Source organism: Micromonospora sp. NPDC000663, assembly GCF_042898105.1.
GTDB lineage: Bacteria > Actinomycetota > Actinomycetes > Mycobacteriales > Micromonosporaceae > Micromonospora.
This window is the reverse complement of the sequence record NZ_JBIAYR010000002.1, coordinates 468,745-484,677: the sequence shown is the minus strand read 5'-3', so window position 1 is coordinate 484,677 and position 15,933 is coordinate 468,745. Positions and strand designations below refer to the sequence as shown.

Genomic DNA, 15,933 nt, shown 5'->3' with positions numbered 1-15,933 from the left:
TGTCTCTTTGGTCGGCGGCCTCCCTTGGTGGGGGGGGGGGGGGGGTGGTGGGGTGGGGGGGGGGGGGGGGGGGGGCCCCCCCCCCCCCCCCCCCGACCGCTCACCTCAGACCTCTTCGACCGAGCTCGGCTCGCGCCGGGACAGGTCGATGCCCAGCTCCTCAGCGGCCCGGAACACCTCGTCGTCGGTCTCGCGCATCTCCAGGGCCACACCGTCGCTGGAGAGCACCTCAACGTTGAGGCACAGCGACTGCAGCTCCTTGAGCAGCACCTTGAACGACTCCGGGATGCCCGGCTCCGGGATGTTCTCGCCCTTGACGATGGCCTCGTAGACCTTCACCCGGCCGAGCACGTCGTCGGACTTGATCGTGAGCAGCTCCTGCAGGGCGTACGCGGCGCCGTACGCCTGCATCGCCCAGCACTCCATCTCACCGAAACGCTGACCGCCGAACTGCGCCTTACCACCCAGCGGCTGCTGCGTGATCATCGAGTACGGGCCTGTCGACCGAGCGTGGATCTTGTCGTCGACCAGGTGGTTCAGCTTCAGGATGTAGATGTAGCCGACCGCGATCGGGTCCGGCAGAGGCTCACCGGAACGACCGTCGAACAGCTGCGCCTTGCCGCTGGAACCGATCAGCTGCTTGCCGTCACGGTTGGGCAGCGTCGACGACAGCAGGCCGGAGATCTCGGCCTCCCGTGCGCCGTCGAAGACCGGGGTGGCCACGTTCGTGTCCCCCTCGGACTCGTGCGCGTCGATCGAGCGCAGCTGCCGCTTCCAGTCGGTGTCGTCGCCTTCGACCTTCCAACCGGTCTTGGCGACCCAACCGAGGTGGGTCTCCAACACCTGGCCGATGTTCATCCGGCTCGGCACACCCAGCGGGTTGAGCACGATGTCGACCGGGGTGCCGTCCTCCAGGAACGGCATGTCCTCGATCGGCAGGATCTTCGAGATGACACCCTTGTTGCCGTGTCGGCCGGCGAGCTTGTCGCCGTCCTGGATCTTGCGCTTCTGGGCGACGTAGACCCGGACCAGCTCGTTGACGCCCGGCGGCAGCTCGTCGCCGTCCTCGCGGGAGAACGTCCGCACACCGATGACCGTGCCGGTCTCGCCGTGCGGCACCTTCAGCGAGGTGTCCCGGACCTCACGCGCCTTCTCACCGAAGATCGCGCGAAGCAGCCGCTCCTCCGGGGTCAGCTCGGTCTCGCCCTTCGGCGTGACCTTGCCGACCAGGATGTCGCCGGGGACGACCTCGGCGCCGATCCGGATGATGCCGCGCTCGTCGAGGTCAGCGAGCATTTCCTCGCTGACGTTCGGGATGTCGCGGGTGATCTCCTCCGGGCCGAGCTTGGTGTCCCGGGCGTCGACCTCGTGCTCCTCGATGTGGATCGAGGTGAGCACGTCCTGCTGCACGAGGCGCTGCGACAGGATGATCGCGTCCTCGTAGTTGTGCCCCTCCCAGGTCATGAAGGCCACGAGCAGGTTGCGCCCGAGTGCCATCTCGCCCTCGTCGGTGCACGGCCCGTCGGCGATGACCTGACCGGCCTCGACGCGGTCGCCCTCGAAGACCACAGGCTTCTGGTTGACGCAGGAGCCGGCGTTGGAGCGGCGGAACTTGTGCAGCAGGTACGTCCGGCGGTGGCCGTCGTCCTGGTGGATGGTGACGTAGTCGGCGCAGAGATCCTCGATCACACCGCCGACCTCGGCGACAACCACGTCGCCCGCGTCGACCGCGGCCCGGTACTCCATGCCCGTACCCACAAGCGGCGCCTCGGCCTTGACCAGCGGCACCGCCTGGCGCTGCATGTTCGCGCCCATCAGTGCCCGGTTGGCGTCGTCGTGCTCGAGGAACGGGATCATGGCGGTCGCGACCGAGGTCATCTGCCGCGGCGAGACGTCCATGTAGTCGACGGCACCGGGGACGACGTCCTCGGTCTCACCGCCCTTACGACGACACAGGACCCGGTCCTCGGCGAACGTGCCGTCAGCCTTCAACGGCGCGTTGGCCTGGGCCTTGACGAACCGGTCCTCCTCGTCCGCGGTCAGGTAGTCGATCTGGTCGGTGACCCGACCCTCGACGACCTTCCGGTACGGCGTCTCGATGAAGCCGAACGGGTTGACCCGGGCGAAGGTGGACAGCGCGCCGATCAGGCCGATGTTCGGGCCTTCCGGCGTCTCGATCGGGCACATCCGGCCGTAGTGGGACGGGTGCACGTCGCGGACCTCGAAGCCGGCCCGCTCGCGGGACAGACCACCCGGGCCGAGCGCGCTCAGCCGACGCCGGTGGGTCAGGCCCGCCAGCGGGTTGGTCTGGTCCATGAACTGGGACAGCTGCGACGTACCGAAGAACTCCTTGATCGCCGCCACCACCGGGCGGATGTTGATCAGGGTCTGCGGCGTGATCGCCTCGACGTCCTGCGTGGTCATCCGCTCGCGGACGACCCGCTCCATGCGGGAGAGGCCGACCCGAACCTGGTTCTGGATCAGCTCACCCACGGTGCGCAGGCGCCGGTTGCCGAAGTGGTCGATGTCGTCGGCCTCGTAGCCCTCCTCACCGGCGTGCAGCCGGCACAGGTACTCCACGGTGGCGACGATGTCGTCCTCGGTGAGCGTGCCGGTGGTGATCGGCACGTCCACTTCGAGCTTCTTGTTGAACTTGTAGCGCCCGACCTTGGCGACGTCGTACCTCTTCGGGTTGAAGAAGAGGTTGTCGAGCAGGGTCTGGGCGTTCTCGCGCGTCGGCGGCTCGCCAGGGCGCAGCTTGCGGTAGATGTCTAGCAGGGCCTCATCCTGGCCGGCGATGTGGTCCTTCTCGAGCGTGGTCATCATCAGCTCGGACCAGCCGAACCGCTCGCGGATCCGCTCGGCCGACCATCCGATGGCCTTGAGCAGGACCGTGACGGCCTGCCGGCGCTTGCGGTCGATGCGTACGCCGACCGTGTCGCGCTTGTCGATGTCGAACTCCAGCCAGGCACCCCGACTCGGGATGACCTTGACGCTGGAGAGGTCGCGGTCGGAGGTCTTGTCCGGCTGCTTGTCGAAGTACACGCCCGGGGACCGGACGAGCTGGCTGACCACGACGCGCTCGGTGCCGTTGATGACGAAGGTGCCCTTGGGCGTCATCATCGGGAAGTCACCCATGAACACCGTCTGGCTCTTGATCTCGCCAGTGGTGTTGTTGGTGAACTCCGCGGTCACGAAGAGCGGAGCGCAGTAGGTCAGGTCCTTCTCCTTGCACTCCTCGATCGAGGCCTTGACCTCGTCGAAGCGCGGCGCCGAGAAGGAGAGTGACATGGTGCCGGAGAAGTCCTCAATGGGACTGATCTCTTCAAGGATCTCCGCGAGACCCGAGCGTGCGTGCGGGTCGTCCGCCGACCGGCCCTGCCAAGCCTCGTTGCCGACGAGCCAGTCGAAGGACTCGTTCTGGATGGCAAGGAGGTTGGGGACCTCGAGGTGTTCGGTGATCCTGCCGAATGAAACTCGGCGGGGAGCGAATGCGCTCGACGTACGACTGGTCTTCGCAGGGCGGGAAGCTGCCAAGATGCGTCCTTCCGAGGACCGGTGCTGCAGAACGGCTGGTACGCGTGCACTCCAATGACCCCACCAGAAATATCCGTAAACGGACATTTCCGAGCAGGGGTCAAGTCGGAAGGCAGCGCAAACTAGCAGTGTAGCCGAGAGGCTAACCGCTGTCCAGCCCACCCCGCAGGTCGTCTGCGGAACGCGCCTCGGCCCCCGTCAACCGGGGTCTGCCGGGCCGCTCAGAACGCAACGTCCCCACTGGGCCGCGCGGGTTGCCGCGGCCGTTGGTGCCGCCGCTGTCATTACCCACGTTGTGGCCGTCGCAAGCGCGGTGTCTTGCTGGTGTCAGCGTGCCTGGCAGCCCGGGGCCGCGTCAAGGGCCGGTATCCGGGTCGTCCGTTCTTTCCCACCGGAGGTGGACCCGCAGTCCCCGTTCAGGCCGGCACGCCATGGACGGATGCCCAGCTCAGAACGGGTGGACGCCGGATCCACCAACACGGCGGGCGGCGATCCGTGTCGGATCACCGCCCGCCGCGACGCGATCGTGTCGCGGCTCACCGAGCCGGGGCACGCGCCTGTGGAACGTCAGGTCACTTGAGGGTGACCTTGGCGCCCTCGCCCTCGAGCTTGGCCTTCGCCTTGTCGGCGGTCTCCTTGTTGACCTTCTCCAGGATGGCCTTCGGCGCGGACTCGACCGCGTCCTTGGCCTCCTTGAGGCCCAGGCCGGTCAGCTCACGCACGACCTTGATGACCTGGATCTTCTTGCCGCCGTCAGCCTCGAGGATGACGTCGAACTCGTCCTTCTCCGGCTCGGCCTCGGCGGCGGCCGGGGCGCCACCAGCGGCGGCAACGGCGACCGGAGCCGCGGCGGTGACCTCGAAGGTGTCCTCGAACTGCTTCACGAACTCGGAGAGCTCGATCAGCGTCATCTCCTTGAACGCGTCGAGCAGCTCGTCGGTGCTGAGCTTCGCCATGTCTGGCGTCCTTTCCTGAATCTGTTAAGTAAGACTTGGTGCGTCGGGACGGCTTCAGGCCGCCTCGGCGCTCTCCTTCTCGCGCTTGTCCTGCAGTGCAGCCGCCAGACGGGCGGTCTTCGACAGCGGGGCCTGGAACAGGGCCGCGGCCTTGCTCAGGTTGCCCTTCATCGCGCCGGCCAGCTTGGCCAGCAGCACCTCGCGGGACTCCAGGTCGGCGAGCTTCGTGACCTCGGCCGCGGAAATGGCCTTGCCCTCGAAGACACCGCCCTTGATGACGAGCTTCGGGTTGGCCTTCGCGAAGTCGCGAAGGCCCTTCGCCGCCTCGACGACGTCGCCCGAAACGAAAGTCAGCGCGGTAGGACCGGTGAACAGCTCGTCGAGGCCGTTGATGCCCGCGTCCGTCGCAGCACGCTTCGCCAGCGTGTTCTTCGCGACCGTGTAGCTGGTCTCGGCGCCGAGCGAGCGCCGGAGCTGGGTGAGCTGGGAAACCGTCAGACCGCGGTACTCGGTCAGCACGGTGGCGCCCGCGTTGCGGAAGCTCTCGGTCAGCTCAGCGACGGCCGTGGCCTTGTCGGCTCGGATCGGCTTGTCCGCCATGTCCCTCCTCTCTCGTTCATCGAGGCTGGTCCCCGTCACGGCCGGAACCGGGAGCGGGGGCGGAGGCAGCGCGACAACGAGAAAGCCCCGGCGCAGGGCGCACGGGGCGAGGGCCGGCGGATCGACACGGTCGGCGGACCATGCTCACTGCCGAGTTACGCTTGCCGCCCTACGCGGGTCGCCCGTCTGTCGCGGGACCTTCGACCGTGCCGGAGCACGGTGACCAGCGGTCTCTGGGTGGTTCCTCATCCGTAACGAACACGGATGACTGTTGAAGAGTACGCGCCCGCGTCACAAGCGCCAAATCGCCCCCGGTGAGCCCGACCACCAGCGCCGCCGGCGGTCAGCCCCGGACCCGCCGCCGCCACAGGTAGCCGCCGACCACCGCGGCGCTCCAGGCCAGCGCCCACACGCTCAGGCCCAGCAGGGTGAGCGCGGCGGCGTCACCAGCAGCCGTCCGGGCCGTGGCCATGATCGGCGGAGCCAGCCAGGGGGCCACCGAGCCGTTCAGGCCCAGCACCACCGCGCCGACACCGCCGAGCGCCAGCACGGCGACGCCGTACCCGGCGCCACCCACCGACGCCCGGCTGGCCAACGCCCCAAGAGCAACAGCTGCCGGTACGACAAGCAGGTGCGCCCACAGCCCCAGCGCGAGCCCGGCCGGCACCGACCGGTCCCCCGGGTCGACAGGGCCGGTGACCCCGCCCACCAGCCACGGGAAGACCAGTGCGACGGCAACCGTCAGCAGTGCCGCCACCCCGGCGGCGAGCAGACCCGCCGCCCGCTCCCGGGCCACCCCGACGGTCACCTGGGCGAGCCGGCGCTGCACGTCCGGCTCGACGTCCAACAAGATCTTGGCCTGCCAGGCGAGCACCGGAAAGAGCACCACCGCGGAGACCCCGTACGCCTCCGCCGGCTGGGCCCGGCCGCCCCCGTACAGCGTGCCGAGTGCGACGAGACCGGCAAGCAGCGGCGCCAGCGCCCGGCCGGTACGCAGGAAGCCGGCCAGCCGCAGCCGGACCAGGGCGGTCATCGGGCCTCCCCCACTGTCGGCGGGGCCAGTGCGGCCGGCGGGGCTGACGGCTGGTGCTGGGGTGCGTCGGTCGAGGCGTCGGGGCGTACCCGAAGAATCTGGTGGCCCTCGGCCCGCAGGCGGGCGACGGTGCTGGCGACCCGCGCGGACGGCACCGCGACCTCGACCACGGCGACGGTCTCGTCCGCCGACGGCGTCTCCTCGGTCAGCTCGCCGTCGGCCACCGTCCAGCGGCGCGCCCCGGGCAGCCGGATCGTCTCCCCGCGATGGTCACTGACCAGGACCGCGCCGTCGGCGGCGAGCACCTCGTCGATCAGCTCGGGGACCAGCTCACGGGTCGCGGCGTCCAGCCCCTCCCACGGCTCGTCGAGCACCAGCAGGCCCGGCGGGCGCAGCATCGCCTGGGCGAGGCCCACCTTCTGCGCGGTGCCCTTGGACAGCTCCGGCAGGCGAACCGCGCGGAACCGGGCCAGGCCGAGCCGGTCCGTCCAGGTGGTCACCGCGTCGTCGGCGGCGGCGCGGCCCAGGCCGGCCACCCGCGCCATCCCGGTCAGGTACCGGGCCACGGTGAACGGCTGGTCGGCGGGGAACCGTTCCGGCACCCAGCCGACCCTGGCCGGGCGGTCCGTGACCCGACCCCGACTCGGTCGGAGCACCCCGGCGGCCACCTGGAGCAGCGTCGACTTGCCCACCCCGTTGCGGCCCAGGACGACCGCCACCTCACCCGGACCGATCCGCACGTCCACTCCGTGCAGCACCCACGGCCCCCGCCTGTGGTACCGCAACCAGACGTTCTCCAGCCGCATGCGGTCGAGCCTGCCACAACACGAACGCGCCGGGGCGCCGCCACGGTCGTGGCGGCGCCCCGGCGGAGCGAACTGGTCGGGCTCAGGCCTCGGCCGAGTCCTCCTGGAGGTTCTTCACCACGTTCGGGTCGACCGGGACGCCCGGGCCCATCGTGGTGGTCAGGATGACCTTGCGGAGGTACTTGCCCTTCGCCGCGGACGGCTTGGCCCGCAGCACCTCGTCGAGCACCGCCGCGTAGTTGTCCACCAGCTGGCTCTCCGAGAAGGAGGCCTTGCCGATGATCAGGTGCAGGTTGGAGTGCTTGTCCACCCGGAAGGTGATCTTGCCGCCCTTGATGTCCTGCACCGCCTTGGTGACGTCCATGGTCACCGTGCCGGTCTTCGGGTTCGGCATGAGACCGCGCGGGCCCAGGATCCGCGCGATCCGGCCGATCTTGGCCATCTGGTCCGGCGTGGCGATCGCCGCGTCGAAGTCGAGCCAACCGCCCTGGATACGGGCGACAAGCTCGTCGGTGCCCACCTCGTCAGCACCCGCCGCGACAGCCTCCTCGGCCTTCGCGCCGCCGGCGAAGACGATCACGCGGGCGGTCTTACCGGTGCCGTGCGGCAGGTTGACCGTGCCGCGGACCATCTGGTCCGCCTTGCGGGGGTCGACGCCGAGGCGCATGGCGACCTCGACCGTGGCGTCGAACTTGACGTTGGTGGTCTCCTTGGCCAGCTTCACGGCCTCGGCGGGGGTGTAGAGCTTCGACCGGTCGATGACGTCGGCGGCCTTGCGGTAGCTCTTGCTGCGCTGCATTGCTGATTACTCCTGTGGTCTCTGGCGGGCCGCTCGGCGCGAGCCCTCCCACGATCGGGTCTTCGGCGGGGCCGACGTCAGTCGTTGACGGTGATGCCCATCGACCGGGCGGTGCCGGCGATGATCTTCTCGGCCTGGTCCAGGTCGTTGGCGTTGAGGTCGGCCATCTTCTTCTCGGCGATCTCACGCAGCTGGGCGCGGCTGACCGAGCCGACCTTCTCGCTCTGCGGAACGCCGGAACCCTTCTGCACACCGGCGGCCTTGATCAGCAGCCGGGCGGCGGGCGGGGTCTTCAGCACGAAGGTGAAGGACCGGTCCTCGTACACGCTGATCTCGGCGGGGACGATGTCGCCCCGCTGGGACTCGGTCTGCGCGTTGTAGGACTTGCAGAACTCCATGATGTTCACGCCGTGCTGGCCGAGCGCGGGGCCGACCGGCGGCGCCGGCGTGGCCTGGCCCGCCGGCAGCTGAAGCGTGAACGTCTTGACGAGCTTCTTCTTCGGAGGCATGTCACTTCCTGGGGCTTGGAGCTGGGAAAATGCGGCTGACACCGCCCTGGCAGGCGCGCACGGTCAGCGCGGTGCGACAGCGGCGACGTTCAAGAGTAGCGCAGGCCGCAGCCCGCTCGTCCGCCGAGGTCGAGCGGGGAGGGCGTACGCCGACGTCGACGGCGGGCCGGGCCCGCCGCCGACGACCGGTCAGATCTTGGCGACCTGGTTGAAGTTGAGCTCCACCGGGGTCTCCCGGCCGAAGATCGACACCAGCACCTTGAGCTTCTGCTGGTCGGCGTTGATCTCGCTGATCGTGGCCGGCAGCGACGCGAACGCGCCGTCGGTGACGGTGACCGAGTCACCCACCTCGAAGTCGAGGACCTTGATCTCCGGCTTCGCCTTCTTCTGCTCGGTCTCGACGGCCGGCGCCAGCCACTTCAGCACCTCGTCGAGCGAGAGCGGCGCGGGCCGGTCGGCCCGGTCGGTCGCGCCGACGAAGCCGGTCACGCCCGGGGTGTTGCGGACGCAGGAGTACGACTCGGCGGTCAGCTCCATCCGGACCAGGATGTAACCGGGGAAGACCTTGGCCTGGATCTGCGAACGCTTACCGTTCTTGACCTCGACCTCTTCCCGGGTCGGCACCTCGACCTGGTAGATGAAGTCCTCCATGTCGAGGCTCGTGATCCGGGTCTCGAGGTTGGTCTTGACCTTGTTCTCGTAGCCGGCGTACGAGTGCACCACGTACCAGTCGCCCGGCGCGTAGCGCAGCTTCTGCCTCAGCTCGGCGACGGGGTCGTACTCCTCGTCGGGCTCGGGCTCGGTCGTTGGGAACTCCGGCTCGCTGGCGGCCTCGACCGACTCGTCACCAGCCGCCGTCGCGACGGTGGACTGCTCGTCCACCGGTCCGGCGGTCTCGTCGTACTCAGGCACGCTCGCTCACTTCCGTCACTATCGGCTGGAGGCCAGCCGGTCAGCTCGAGTTGCCGAAGACAAACAGCACGACCTTGGCGAAGCCGTAGTCCAGCACACCGACGATCGTCAGCATCACCGCCACGAACGTCACCACCACGGCGGTGTAAGTCAGCAACTCCTTGCGGGTCGGCCAGATGACCTTACGCAGTTCGGCCACGACCTCGCGGAAAAACCGGGCGACACGGCCGAAGACGCCCACCCGACCGGTCTCCGACCGGGTGGTCGGCCGGCTGTCCGCAGACTCCGCGCGGGCACGCGACCGCGTCGCGGTGCCACCCCGGGAGACCGGCTCGTCCGCGCTGGAGGCGTCGTCGTCGGCTACCTCGTCGACGACCTCGTCGTCCAGACGATCGTCGCCGGCGTCCTCGCCGCGCCGCTTGTTGTCGGCCACTTCGCCCTCCGTCGCGGAATCTGGGGTCGCACGCCGGGTGGCGTACGCGGCGCTGGTCACGCCGGCCGGGCCCAACCGTCCCGCGACGGGCCGCGGCCGGTGGATCAACCGGAGGGCCCGAATGCCTCGGAACCACCCCGCCGATGCCACCACCACGGGCCGGACGCCGCCTTGTCGGCGGCGCGACCCACGGGAACGGTCAGGCCTGAGGCGCAGGGGTGACAGGACTTGAACCTGCAGCCTGCGGTTTTGGAGACCGCTGCTCTGCCAATTGAGCTACACCCCTGTGCGGCAACACTCGCCCCACGCGGCCACAGACGACCGAGCAGGGGTCACTTGCCCCACGGCGGACCAGTGTACGGGTAGCCGCCCGACTTTCCCAACCGGTCTCCCCGCCACGCGTGGCGGGGGTTGTTCAGCGTGCCGTCCGGATGGTCGCGCGGGCCTGCGACAGCACCTTCTCGCCCAGACAGGTGGCTGTCACGTCCAGCCGGGTGAGGCCCTCCTCGGTCACCTCACGGACCACAGCGGAGACCTCGATCTCGGTGCCCTGCTCGTCGTCGGGGACCACCACGGGCCGGGTGAACCGGACGCCGTACTCGACCACCGCGTCGGGCGATCCGGCCCACTCGGTGACCGCCCGGCCGACCAGGGCCATGGTGAACATGCCGTGGGCGATCACCCCGGGCAGGCCCACCTTGGTGGCGACCCGGTCGCTCCAGTGGATCGGGTTGAAGTCACCCGAAGCGCCCGCGTACTGGACCAGGTCCGCGCGGGTCACCCGGAACGTCTTGGCTGCCAGCTCCATCTCAGGCCTCCCCGCGTACGACGTACTTGGCCCAGACGGCCACGACCGGCTCCCCGCCGACGGTGCTCACGTCGGTGCGGGTGGTCAGGAAGCCGTGCCCGCCCCGGGTGGTGACGTCCTCGATCGTGTTGACGCACACCAGCTCGTCACCTGCCACCACCGGCCGGGTGTACGCGAAACGCTGGTCGCCGTGCACCAGGCGGCTGTAGTCCACGCCCAGCGCCGGATCCTCGATGATCTGCCGGCTCGCGGCCATCGTGAGCACCACCGGGAAGGTCGGCGGGGCGACCACGTCCGGGTGGCCGAGCGCCCGGGCCGCCTCCGGGTCGTGGTGGGCCGGGTCGCCGGCACCGATGGCGGTGGCGAACTCACGGATCTTTTCTCGGCCCACCTGGTAGGGGGCGGTCGGCGGATACGTCCGGCCGACGAAGGAAGGGTCCAGAGGCATGTCGCGAACCTACACGGAAAGCACAATCGCCGATCTGCTCGGTCGACAGCGGCATTTGCCGCGCCGTACCGGTCAGATCGGCGATTGGAAAAGCTTTCAGAACGACGGCCGGCGCGAGGCCGGCCAGCGATCAGCGGGTCTCGCGGTGGACCGTGTGCCGACCGTCACGCGGGCAGAACTTCTTCAGCTCGATGCGGTCGGGGTCGTTACGCCGGTTCTTGCGCGTGATGTAGTTGCGCTCCTTGCACTCCACACACGCCAAAGTGATCTTCGGCCGGACATCGGTAGCCTTCGCCACGGCGGAGTGCCTTCCTCGCTAACGGAAACAACTACGACGCGCCAGCCTAGTTGCTGACTGCGCGGACATGCAAAGTGGGCGCCAGTGGCGCCCATCTCAACGACGACCGGGAACGAGCCCGGAAGACGAGAGTAGCGGTGGCCGGACTTGAACCGGCGACACAGCGATTATGAGCCGCTTGCTCTGCCATCTGAGCTACACCGCCGCGGTGGGTCCAGCTGAACCCTCGAGCCCCCTTACGGAATCGAACCGTAGACCTTCTCCTTACCATGGAGACGCTCTGCCGACTGAGCTAAGGGGGCCTGCGCGAACTCCCCTGGGGGCGCGCAGAAGTAGAATACACGGCACCGGTCAGCAGGTGAAATCGGATCCCCGGCGACCGTTCACGCCCAGGTCAGGGCACCACACGCAGGCGCGGAAGCTCCCCCACGGACGTTGCCTCCGGGTCCACCTGCGCGCCGAACCAGGCGGCCAGCCGCTCGTACGGCAGCGGCCTGCTGAACAGGAATCCCTGCCCGATCTCGCAGCCGATGTCCTGAAGAAGCTCCAGGGTCAGCTCGCTCTCCACGCCCTCGGCGACCACGGCCAGACCGAACTGCTGGGAGAGCGTCACCACCGCGTTGACGATCGCCAGGTCCCCCGGGTCGGTCGCCATGCCCTGCACGAACGAACGGTCCACCTTCACCTCGTGCACCGGCAGCCGACGCAGGTGAGCCAGGGACGAATCCCCGGTGCCGAAGTCGTCCACCGACAGCCGTACGCCGAGATCGCGCAACCGTTGCAGGGTCGGGATGGGCCGGTCCGTGCCGTCCAGTACCCCCGACTCGGTGATCTCCAGGGTGAGGCGCTGCGCCGGCACCCCGTACTCGGTGAGCAACTCCTGCACCCGGTCCGGGAAGTGCTGGTCGGTGAGCGAGCGGGCGGCGAGGTTGACCGCGATGGGCAGCGGTTGGTTGGCATCGGCCCAGTCGCGGCTGCGTCGCAACCCCTCGCGGAGCACCACCTCGGTGAGCCTGCTCAGCTGGCCGGTGTGCTCGGCCACCGCGACGAAGTCCTCCGGAGCGACAGTGCCGTGCGTCGGGTGCTCCCAGCGGGCCAGGCACTCCACCCCGACCAGCCGGCGGTCCCGCAACGTCACCTTGGGCTGGAAGTAGACCTCCAGCTCGTCCTGGTCCAACGCCTGGCGCAGGTCGCCGGCGAGACCCAACCGGCGCAGCGACCGCGACTCCAGGCCCGGGTTGAACAACTGCACGCTGCCCGGCACCGACTTGGCCGCCGTGGCCGCCAGGTCCACCCGGAGCAGAAGGGTCGCCGCGTCGCTGCCATGATCCGGGTGTACGGCCACCCCGACTGCGGTGTTCACATCGAGGGTGAGGGCGTCGAAGACCATCTCGTCGCGGATCTGGTCACGCAACTGACCGGCCAGCTCCAGCGCGGCGTCGGCGCTCTCCAACCGCAGCGTCACCAGGAACTCGTCGCCGCTGGCCCGGCCCACCAGAGCCGACGAGGGCGCGCTGGCCCGCAGCCGGTTGGCGACCTCGACGAGGACCTTGTCCCCCGCCGCGTGGCCGAGGGACTCGTTTACCTGGCGCAAGCCGTCGACGTCGAAGAGCAGCAGAGCCACCACTTCACCCTCGGTACGGATCTTGACCGACTCCTCGAGCGCGGCGGTGATCCGCCGCCGGTTGGGCAGCTTGGTCAGGGCGTCGTGGTACGCGTCGTGTCGCAGCCGGTCGACCAGTCGGGAATTCTCCAGCGCCACGCCGGCATGGGCGGCCACGGTCTCGAAGACGGGAATGTCGGCCGGGGCGAAATGGCCGACGTCGCTGAGCCGGTTGACCACCTCCAGCGTCCCGATCACCGCCTGCCCCGACCAGAGCGGCACCACTATCGCGTCCTTGGCACCCGCCGCCCGCAACAGCGCGGAGCGTTCCCGGTCCTCACCGAAGCGGACACCCAGGGCGACCGGCTTCCGCTGGGCCACGACGGACTCGCGCAGCGCCGCCGGGATCTCGGAGAAGTCGAGCAGCCCTCGGCCGTCGACCCGGGCGGTGAGCAACACCTCGGGGTGTCGACCCTGGGCCGGCAGCCACAGAGTCGCGTACTCGGCCTGCATCAGCGCGCGCACCCGGCCGAGCAGGGCGTCCGGCAACGTGCCGTCCTGCCCGCTCTGACTCATCGCGCGGGTCAGGTCGTAGATGTCGGCGAGCGTGCGGTGCTGGCGCAGGAACTGGGCGTACGCGCGGTAGACAACGGCCACCGTCACGGCGAGCGCGGCCAGCAGGAGCAGCGACCAACGGGTCGTGCTCACCGCGATCACGATGATCAAACCGACGGTGGCGTTGACGCCGGCGGCCAGCAGCGGCACGGTCGAGGTGCGGACGACCTCCAGGCCCGCCTGGGAGCCCTGGACAAGGGTGATCACCGCGACGACCGCGGCAAGCGTCACAAGCGTGATCGTGCTGACCGCCGCGAAGAGAATGCCCCAGGTGCCCGGCCCGACGCCCCGCACCGGCGGAAGCGCCAACAGCACCAGACCGCCGAGCGAGGTGGCGGCGGCGGACCGCGCGACGTTGAACGCGAACTTGGCGACACCCAGCCGCCGCCGCACCTGCGTGATCAGGGCGGCCAGGGTGGCCACCAGGACGACTGTCAGCGGCGGCAGGTAGTAGAGCGCCAGGACGAGCGGGATCTCGGTGACCGTCGCCGAGAGCGTCTGCCGCCGTACGACGAAGCTCAGCACCGGCAGATGAGCGGCGACGAGCGCGACGAGCAGCAGCCCCGCCGGACCCCAGTTGCCGTAGGGCTCAGGGTCCACCAGAGCGATCAACAGACAACCGAACACCGCGATGAACGCGAGCGGCCCGGTGATGAACCAGGCCAGGTCCGTACGGCGTCCGGAACCTACCGCGCGGCTGCTCATCCTGCTCCCTCGCCGTCACGAAAAGTCACCTGCGGTGCCGACGGACGGCTGCCGCCGACACCGCCGACACCGCAGAGACGATGACGGTCAGCTAACAGGAACCAAGGGATACGTCAGTTCCACTCGAACTCGAGAGTGCGAACGGTGCCGCTGTCTGGGACCCCGGTGATAGCTCCGACACCAACGAACAGGGAGAGCAGCATCAGGGTCGAACCAAGCAGCCGACCCAACTTCTGAGTGGGCATCTGTGGGGCTCCTGTCACAAGAGGCACGGCGGGGGGTGGAGGTTCCATGATGGTGCCACACGCGAAGAGGCCAACAAAGCCTCCGCGTGCCGGCTCCCCCTGGACGACGACAAGTCCGACCGATCCGTCAGGCCGTGTTGCCTGGTGTGGTGATGCCCGCCCATCCCTCGCGCCCCGCGGGCGGTTCGTCAGGTGATCACTCCGACCTTCCTCGCCAAAGAGCCGAAACACCCTCGGCCGCCCATTCGACCGTCGGAGAAGCCGCACGAAGGGCAACCACCGTTGTATCAGAACCATCCGACGAGGCCAATACCCATCGATGGGTACGGCGACAGTTGTACCCCGTCGTGACAGCCCTCAGGCCCATGACCTGCACGGCAGCCGGGACGCGCACCCGTACCTCGGGGCGAAGATTTCCGACACCTAACGACGAGGTGGCCGCCGCCGTCAACCTCGTCCGCGTGCTGCCTTCGCGGAGTTCTCCCTGACCTACTACGGGGAAGAGAGCCGGAAGGCCGAAGAGGAAGTCCTCCGCATCATGGCGTGACGACTGCTCGCCAAGACGATCACACCCCGCGAACTCACGTCCTGGGTCTCCCGGTTCATCACCTACGCCGGGACTCCCCTGGCCGGCGAACTCATCAACGTCGAGAGCGCCTACGAGTACGTCGATGCCGCCCACGAAGTGCACAAGCAGACCAGCACCAAGCCCGAAGCTCGCCGGCTGGTCGGCGACAATGGCGCCGACAGAGACCGGGGTTGAATCAGAGGAGCCTGAGCGGCCAGGTCGACCTGTCCACAACCAGTCGTCAACCGCTGGACTCAGCCGAATTCGGCCAGACGAAACGCCAACGGCCCCCGATCAGCATCTCTGCTGGTCAGGGGCCGCATCTGCACCTGGTGGCGGGTAGAGGATTCGAACCTCTGTAGCTTTCGCGACGGATTTACAGTCCGCTCCCATTGGCCGCTCGGGCAACCCGCCAGGGCACCCCACCGCGTCGTAACGCGGCGGCGGAAGCAAGGATAGCGGCTCCCCCCGGTGCCGGTGCAACCGGGTACGGTCAGGGGGTCGTGCCGCTGGTCGGCGGCCGGCAGCAGGCCCAGACCGCCGGACAGCAGGAGTATCAGCATGGCAGCGAACCCGTCGTTCGACATCGTGAGCAAGGTTGACCGCCAGGAGGTCGACAACGCCCTCCGTCAGGCGGAGAAGGAGCTCTCGACGCGGTTCGACTTCCGTGGCACGGGCGCGGAGATCTCCTGGTCGGGTGAGGAGGCGATCGGCCTTCAGGCGGAGACCGAGGAGCGGGTGCGCGCCGCGCTTGACGTGTTCAAGGAGAAGTTGGTCAAGCGGAACATCTCGTTGAAGTCGTTGGACGCGGGCGAGGCGCGTCCGTCCGGCAAGGTGTTCAAGATTGACTGCAAGGTGATCCAGGGCATCGAGACGGACAAGGCCAAGGCGATCAGCAAGAAGATCCGCGACGAGGGCCCCAAGGGTGTCCAGGCGCAGATCCAGGGCGACCAGCTGCGCGTCACAGGCAAGAAGCGGGACGACCTCCAGGCGGTCATCGCCCTGCTCAAGGGTGAGGACTTCGGCGTCGCCCTCCAGTTCACCAACTACCGGTAGCG

General features: G+C 68.9%; 15 protein-coding genes and 4 tRNA genes. 2 read left to right on the top strand and 17 right to left on the bottom strand.

Features of this window, described 5'->3' with window-relative positions; all coding sequences use genetic code 11:
* Positions 1 to 105: 105 nt before the first annotated feature.
* Positions 106 to 3,537 carry a DNA-directed RNA polymerase subunit beta gene (locus ACFY1S_RS10935; protein ID WP_139582402.1) on the bottom strand — a complete coding sequence of 1,144 codons (3,432 nt, stop codon included), beginning with the start codon at positions 3,535 to 3,537 and terminating at the stop codon, positions 106 to 108.
* Positions 3,538 to 3,976: 439 nt separating this feature from the next.
* Between ACFY1S_RS10935 and ACFY1S_RS10930 the strand changes: the two genes are divergently transcribed.
* Positions 3,977 to 4,117, top strand: coding sequence for a hypothetical protein (locus ACFY1S_RS10930; RefSeq protein WP_377602489.1), 141 nt, complete (start codon positions 3,977 to 3,979; stop codon positions 4,115 to 4,117).
* Here ACFY1S_RS10930 and rplL read toward each other — a convergent pair.
* From rplL to ACFY1S_RS10850, 16 genes are all read right to left on the bottom strand, one after another.
* Positions 4,110 to 4,493 carry a 50S ribosomal protein L7/L12 gene (gene rplL / locus ACFY1S_RS10925; RefSeq protein WP_151488762.1) on the bottom strand — a complete coding sequence of 128 codons (384 nt, stop codon included), beginning with the start codon at positions 4,491 to 4,493 and terminating at the stop codon, positions 4,110 to 4,112. The genes ACFY1S_RS10930 and rplL overlap by 8 nt on opposite strands.
* Before the next feature lie 54 nt (positions 4,494 to 4,547).
* Positions 4,548 to 5,093 carry a 50S ribosomal protein L10 gene (rplJ, locus tag ACFY1S_RS10920; protein WP_074314622.1) on the bottom strand — a complete coding sequence of 182 codons (546 nt, stop codon included), beginning with the start codon at positions 5,091 to 5,093 and terminating at the stop codon, positions 4,548 to 4,550.
* 343 nt (positions 5,094 to 5,436) lie between these two features.
* The gene (locus ACFY1S_RS10915) at positions 5,437 to 6,126 is read right to left on the bottom strand and encodes a hypothetical protein (protein WP_387115447.1); all 690 of its coding nucleotides are present in this window, start codon (positions 6,124 to 6,126) and stop codon (positions 5,437 to 5,439) included.
* Complete coding sequence (locus ACFY1S_RS10910; protein WP_387115444.1) at positions 6,123 to 6,932, bottom strand: ATP-binding cassette domain-containing protein; 810 nt, start codon at positions 6,930 to 6,932, stop codon at positions 6,123 to 6,125. The genes ACFY1S_RS10915 and ACFY1S_RS10910 overlap by 4 nt, the downstream gene beginning before the upstream one ends.
* Positions 6,933 to 7,014: 82 nt before the next feature.
* On the bottom strand, positions 7,015 to 7,731 hold the full coding sequence (gene rplA, locus ACFY1S_RS10905; RefSeq protein WP_139582408.1) for a 50S ribosomal protein L1: 717 nt from the start codon (positions 7,729 to 7,731) through the stop codon (positions 7,015 to 7,017).
* 77 nt (positions 7,732 to 7,808) lie between these two features.
* Entirely contained in the window at positions 7,809 to 8,240 is a 432-nt protein-coding gene (gene rplK / locus ACFY1S_RS10900; RefSeq protein ID WP_053653970.1) for a 50S ribosomal protein L11, read from the bottom strand.
* Between the two features lie 189 nt (positions 8,241 to 8,429).
* The gene (gene nusG / locus ACFY1S_RS10895) at positions 8,430 to 9,152 is read right to left on the bottom strand and encodes a transcription termination/antitermination protein NusG (protein WP_139582412.1); all 723 of its coding nucleotides are present in this window, start codon (positions 9,150 to 9,152) and stop codon (positions 8,430 to 8,432) included.
* 40 nt (positions 9,153 to 9,192) lie between these two features.
* The gene (secE, locus tag ACFY1S_RS10890; protein WP_139582414.1) at positions 9,193 to 9,585 is read right to left on the bottom strand and encodes a preprotein translocase subunit SecE; all 393 of its coding nucleotides are present in this window, start codon (positions 9,583 to 9,585) and stop codon (positions 9,193 to 9,195) included.
* A 213-nt stretch (positions 9,586 to 9,798) separates the two neighbouring features.
* Positions 9,799 to 9,871: transfer RNA gene (locus ACFY1S_RS10885), tRNA-Trp, on the bottom strand.
* 129 nt (positions 9,872 to 10,000) lie between these two features.
* A complete protein-coding gene (locus ACFY1S_RS10880; RefSeq protein ID WP_387115439.1) occupies positions 10,001 to 10,393 on the bottom strand; it encodes a MaoC family dehydratase in 393 nt (130 codons plus the stop codon).
* Between the two features lies 1 nt (position 10,394).
* Entirely contained in the window at positions 10,395 to 10,841 is a 447-nt protein-coding gene (locus ACFY1S_RS10875) for a MaoC family dehydratase N-terminal domain-containing protein (RefSeq protein WP_387115436.1), read from the bottom strand.
* A gap of 130 nt (positions 10,842 to 10,971) precedes the next feature.
* Positions 10,972 to 11,139, bottom strand: a complete 168-nt coding sequence (rpmG, locus tag ACFY1S_RS10870) for a 50S ribosomal protein L33 (protein WP_007073056.1) — start codon at positions 11,137 to 11,139, stop codon at positions 10,972 to 10,974.
* Between the two features lie 132 nt (positions 11,140 to 11,271).
* Positions 11,272 to 11,344 (bottom strand) — tRNA-Met (locus ACFY1S_RS10865).
* 24 nt (positions 11,345 to 11,368) lie between these two features.
* Positions 11,369 to 11,441: transfer RNA gene (locus tag ACFY1S_RS10860), tRNA-Thr, on the bottom strand.
* Positions 11,442 to 11,533: 92 nt separating this feature from the next.
* Positions 11,534 to 14,062, bottom strand: coding sequence for a putative bifunctional diguanylate cyclase/phosphodiesterase (locus tag ACFY1S_RS10855; RefSeq protein ID WP_387115432.1), 2,529 nt, complete (start codon positions 14,060 to 14,062; stop codon positions 11,534 to 11,536).
* A gap of 1,143 nt (positions 14,063 to 15,205) precedes the next feature.
* Positions 15,206 to 15,289, bottom strand: a tRNA-Tyr gene (locus ACFY1S_RS10850).
* A gap of 147 nt (positions 15,290 to 15,436) precedes the next feature.
* Between ACFY1S_RS10850 and ACFY1S_RS10845 the strand changes: the two genes are divergently transcribed.
* On the top strand, positions 15,437 to 15,931 hold the full coding sequence (locus tag ACFY1S_RS10845; protein WP_139587980.1) for a YajQ family cyclic di-GMP-binding protein: 495 nt from the start codon (positions 15,437 to 15,439) through the stop codon (positions 15,929 to 15,931).
* The last annotated feature ends 2 nt before the right edge of the window (positions 15,932 to 15,933 follow it).

What these genes read in the sequence shown, in the direction of transcription:
- ACFY1S_RS10930 (WP_377602489.1), top strand. Translation starts at nt 3,977, where the DNA reads ATGCCCAGCTCAGAACGGGTGGACGCCGGATCCACCAACACGGCGGGC.
- rplL (WP_151488762.1), bottom strand. Translation starts at nt 4,493, where the DNA reads ATGGCGAAGCTCAGCACCGACGAGCTGCTCGACGCGTTCAAGGAGATG.
- ACFY1S_RS10845 (WP_139587980.1), top strand. Translation starts at nt 15,437, where the DNA reads ATGGCAGCGAACCCGTCGTTCGACATCGTGAGCAAGGTTGACCGCCAG.
- ACFY1S_RS10880 (WP_387115439.1), bottom strand. Translation starts at nt 10,393, where the DNA reads ATGGAGCTGGCAGCCAAGACGTTCCGGGTGACCCGCGCGGACCTGGTC.
- ACFY1S_RS10855 (WP_387115432.1), bottom strand. Translation starts at nt 14,062, where the DNA reads ATGAGCAGCCGCGCGGTAGGTTCCGGACGCCGTACGGACCTGGCCTGG.
- rplK (WP_053653970.1), bottom strand. Translation starts at nt 8,240, where the DNA reads ATGCCTCCGAAGAAGAAGCTCGTCAAGACGTTCACGCTTCAGCTGCCG.
- ACFY1S_RS10915 (WP_387115447.1), bottom strand. Translation starts at nt 6,126, where the DNA reads ATGACCGCCCTGGTCCGGCTGCGGCTGGCCGGCTTCCTGCGTACCGGC.
- ACFY1S_RS10875 (WP_387115436.1), bottom strand. Translation starts at nt 10,841, where the DNA reads ATGCCTCTGGACCCTTCCTTCGTCGGCCGGACGTATCCGCCGACCGCC.
- ACFY1S_RS10910 (WP_387115444.1), bottom strand. Translation starts at nt 6,932, where the DNA reads ATGCGGCTGGAGAACGTCTGGTTGCGGTACCACAGGCGGGGGCCGTGG.
- rplA (WP_139582408.1), bottom strand. Translation starts at nt 7,731, where the DNA reads ATGCAGCGCAGCAAGAGCTACCGCAAGGCCGCCGACGTCATCGACCGG.
- rplJ (WP_074314622.1), bottom strand. Translation starts at nt 5,093, where the DNA reads ATGGCGGACAAGCCGATCCGAGCCGACAAGGCCACGGCCGTCGCTGAG.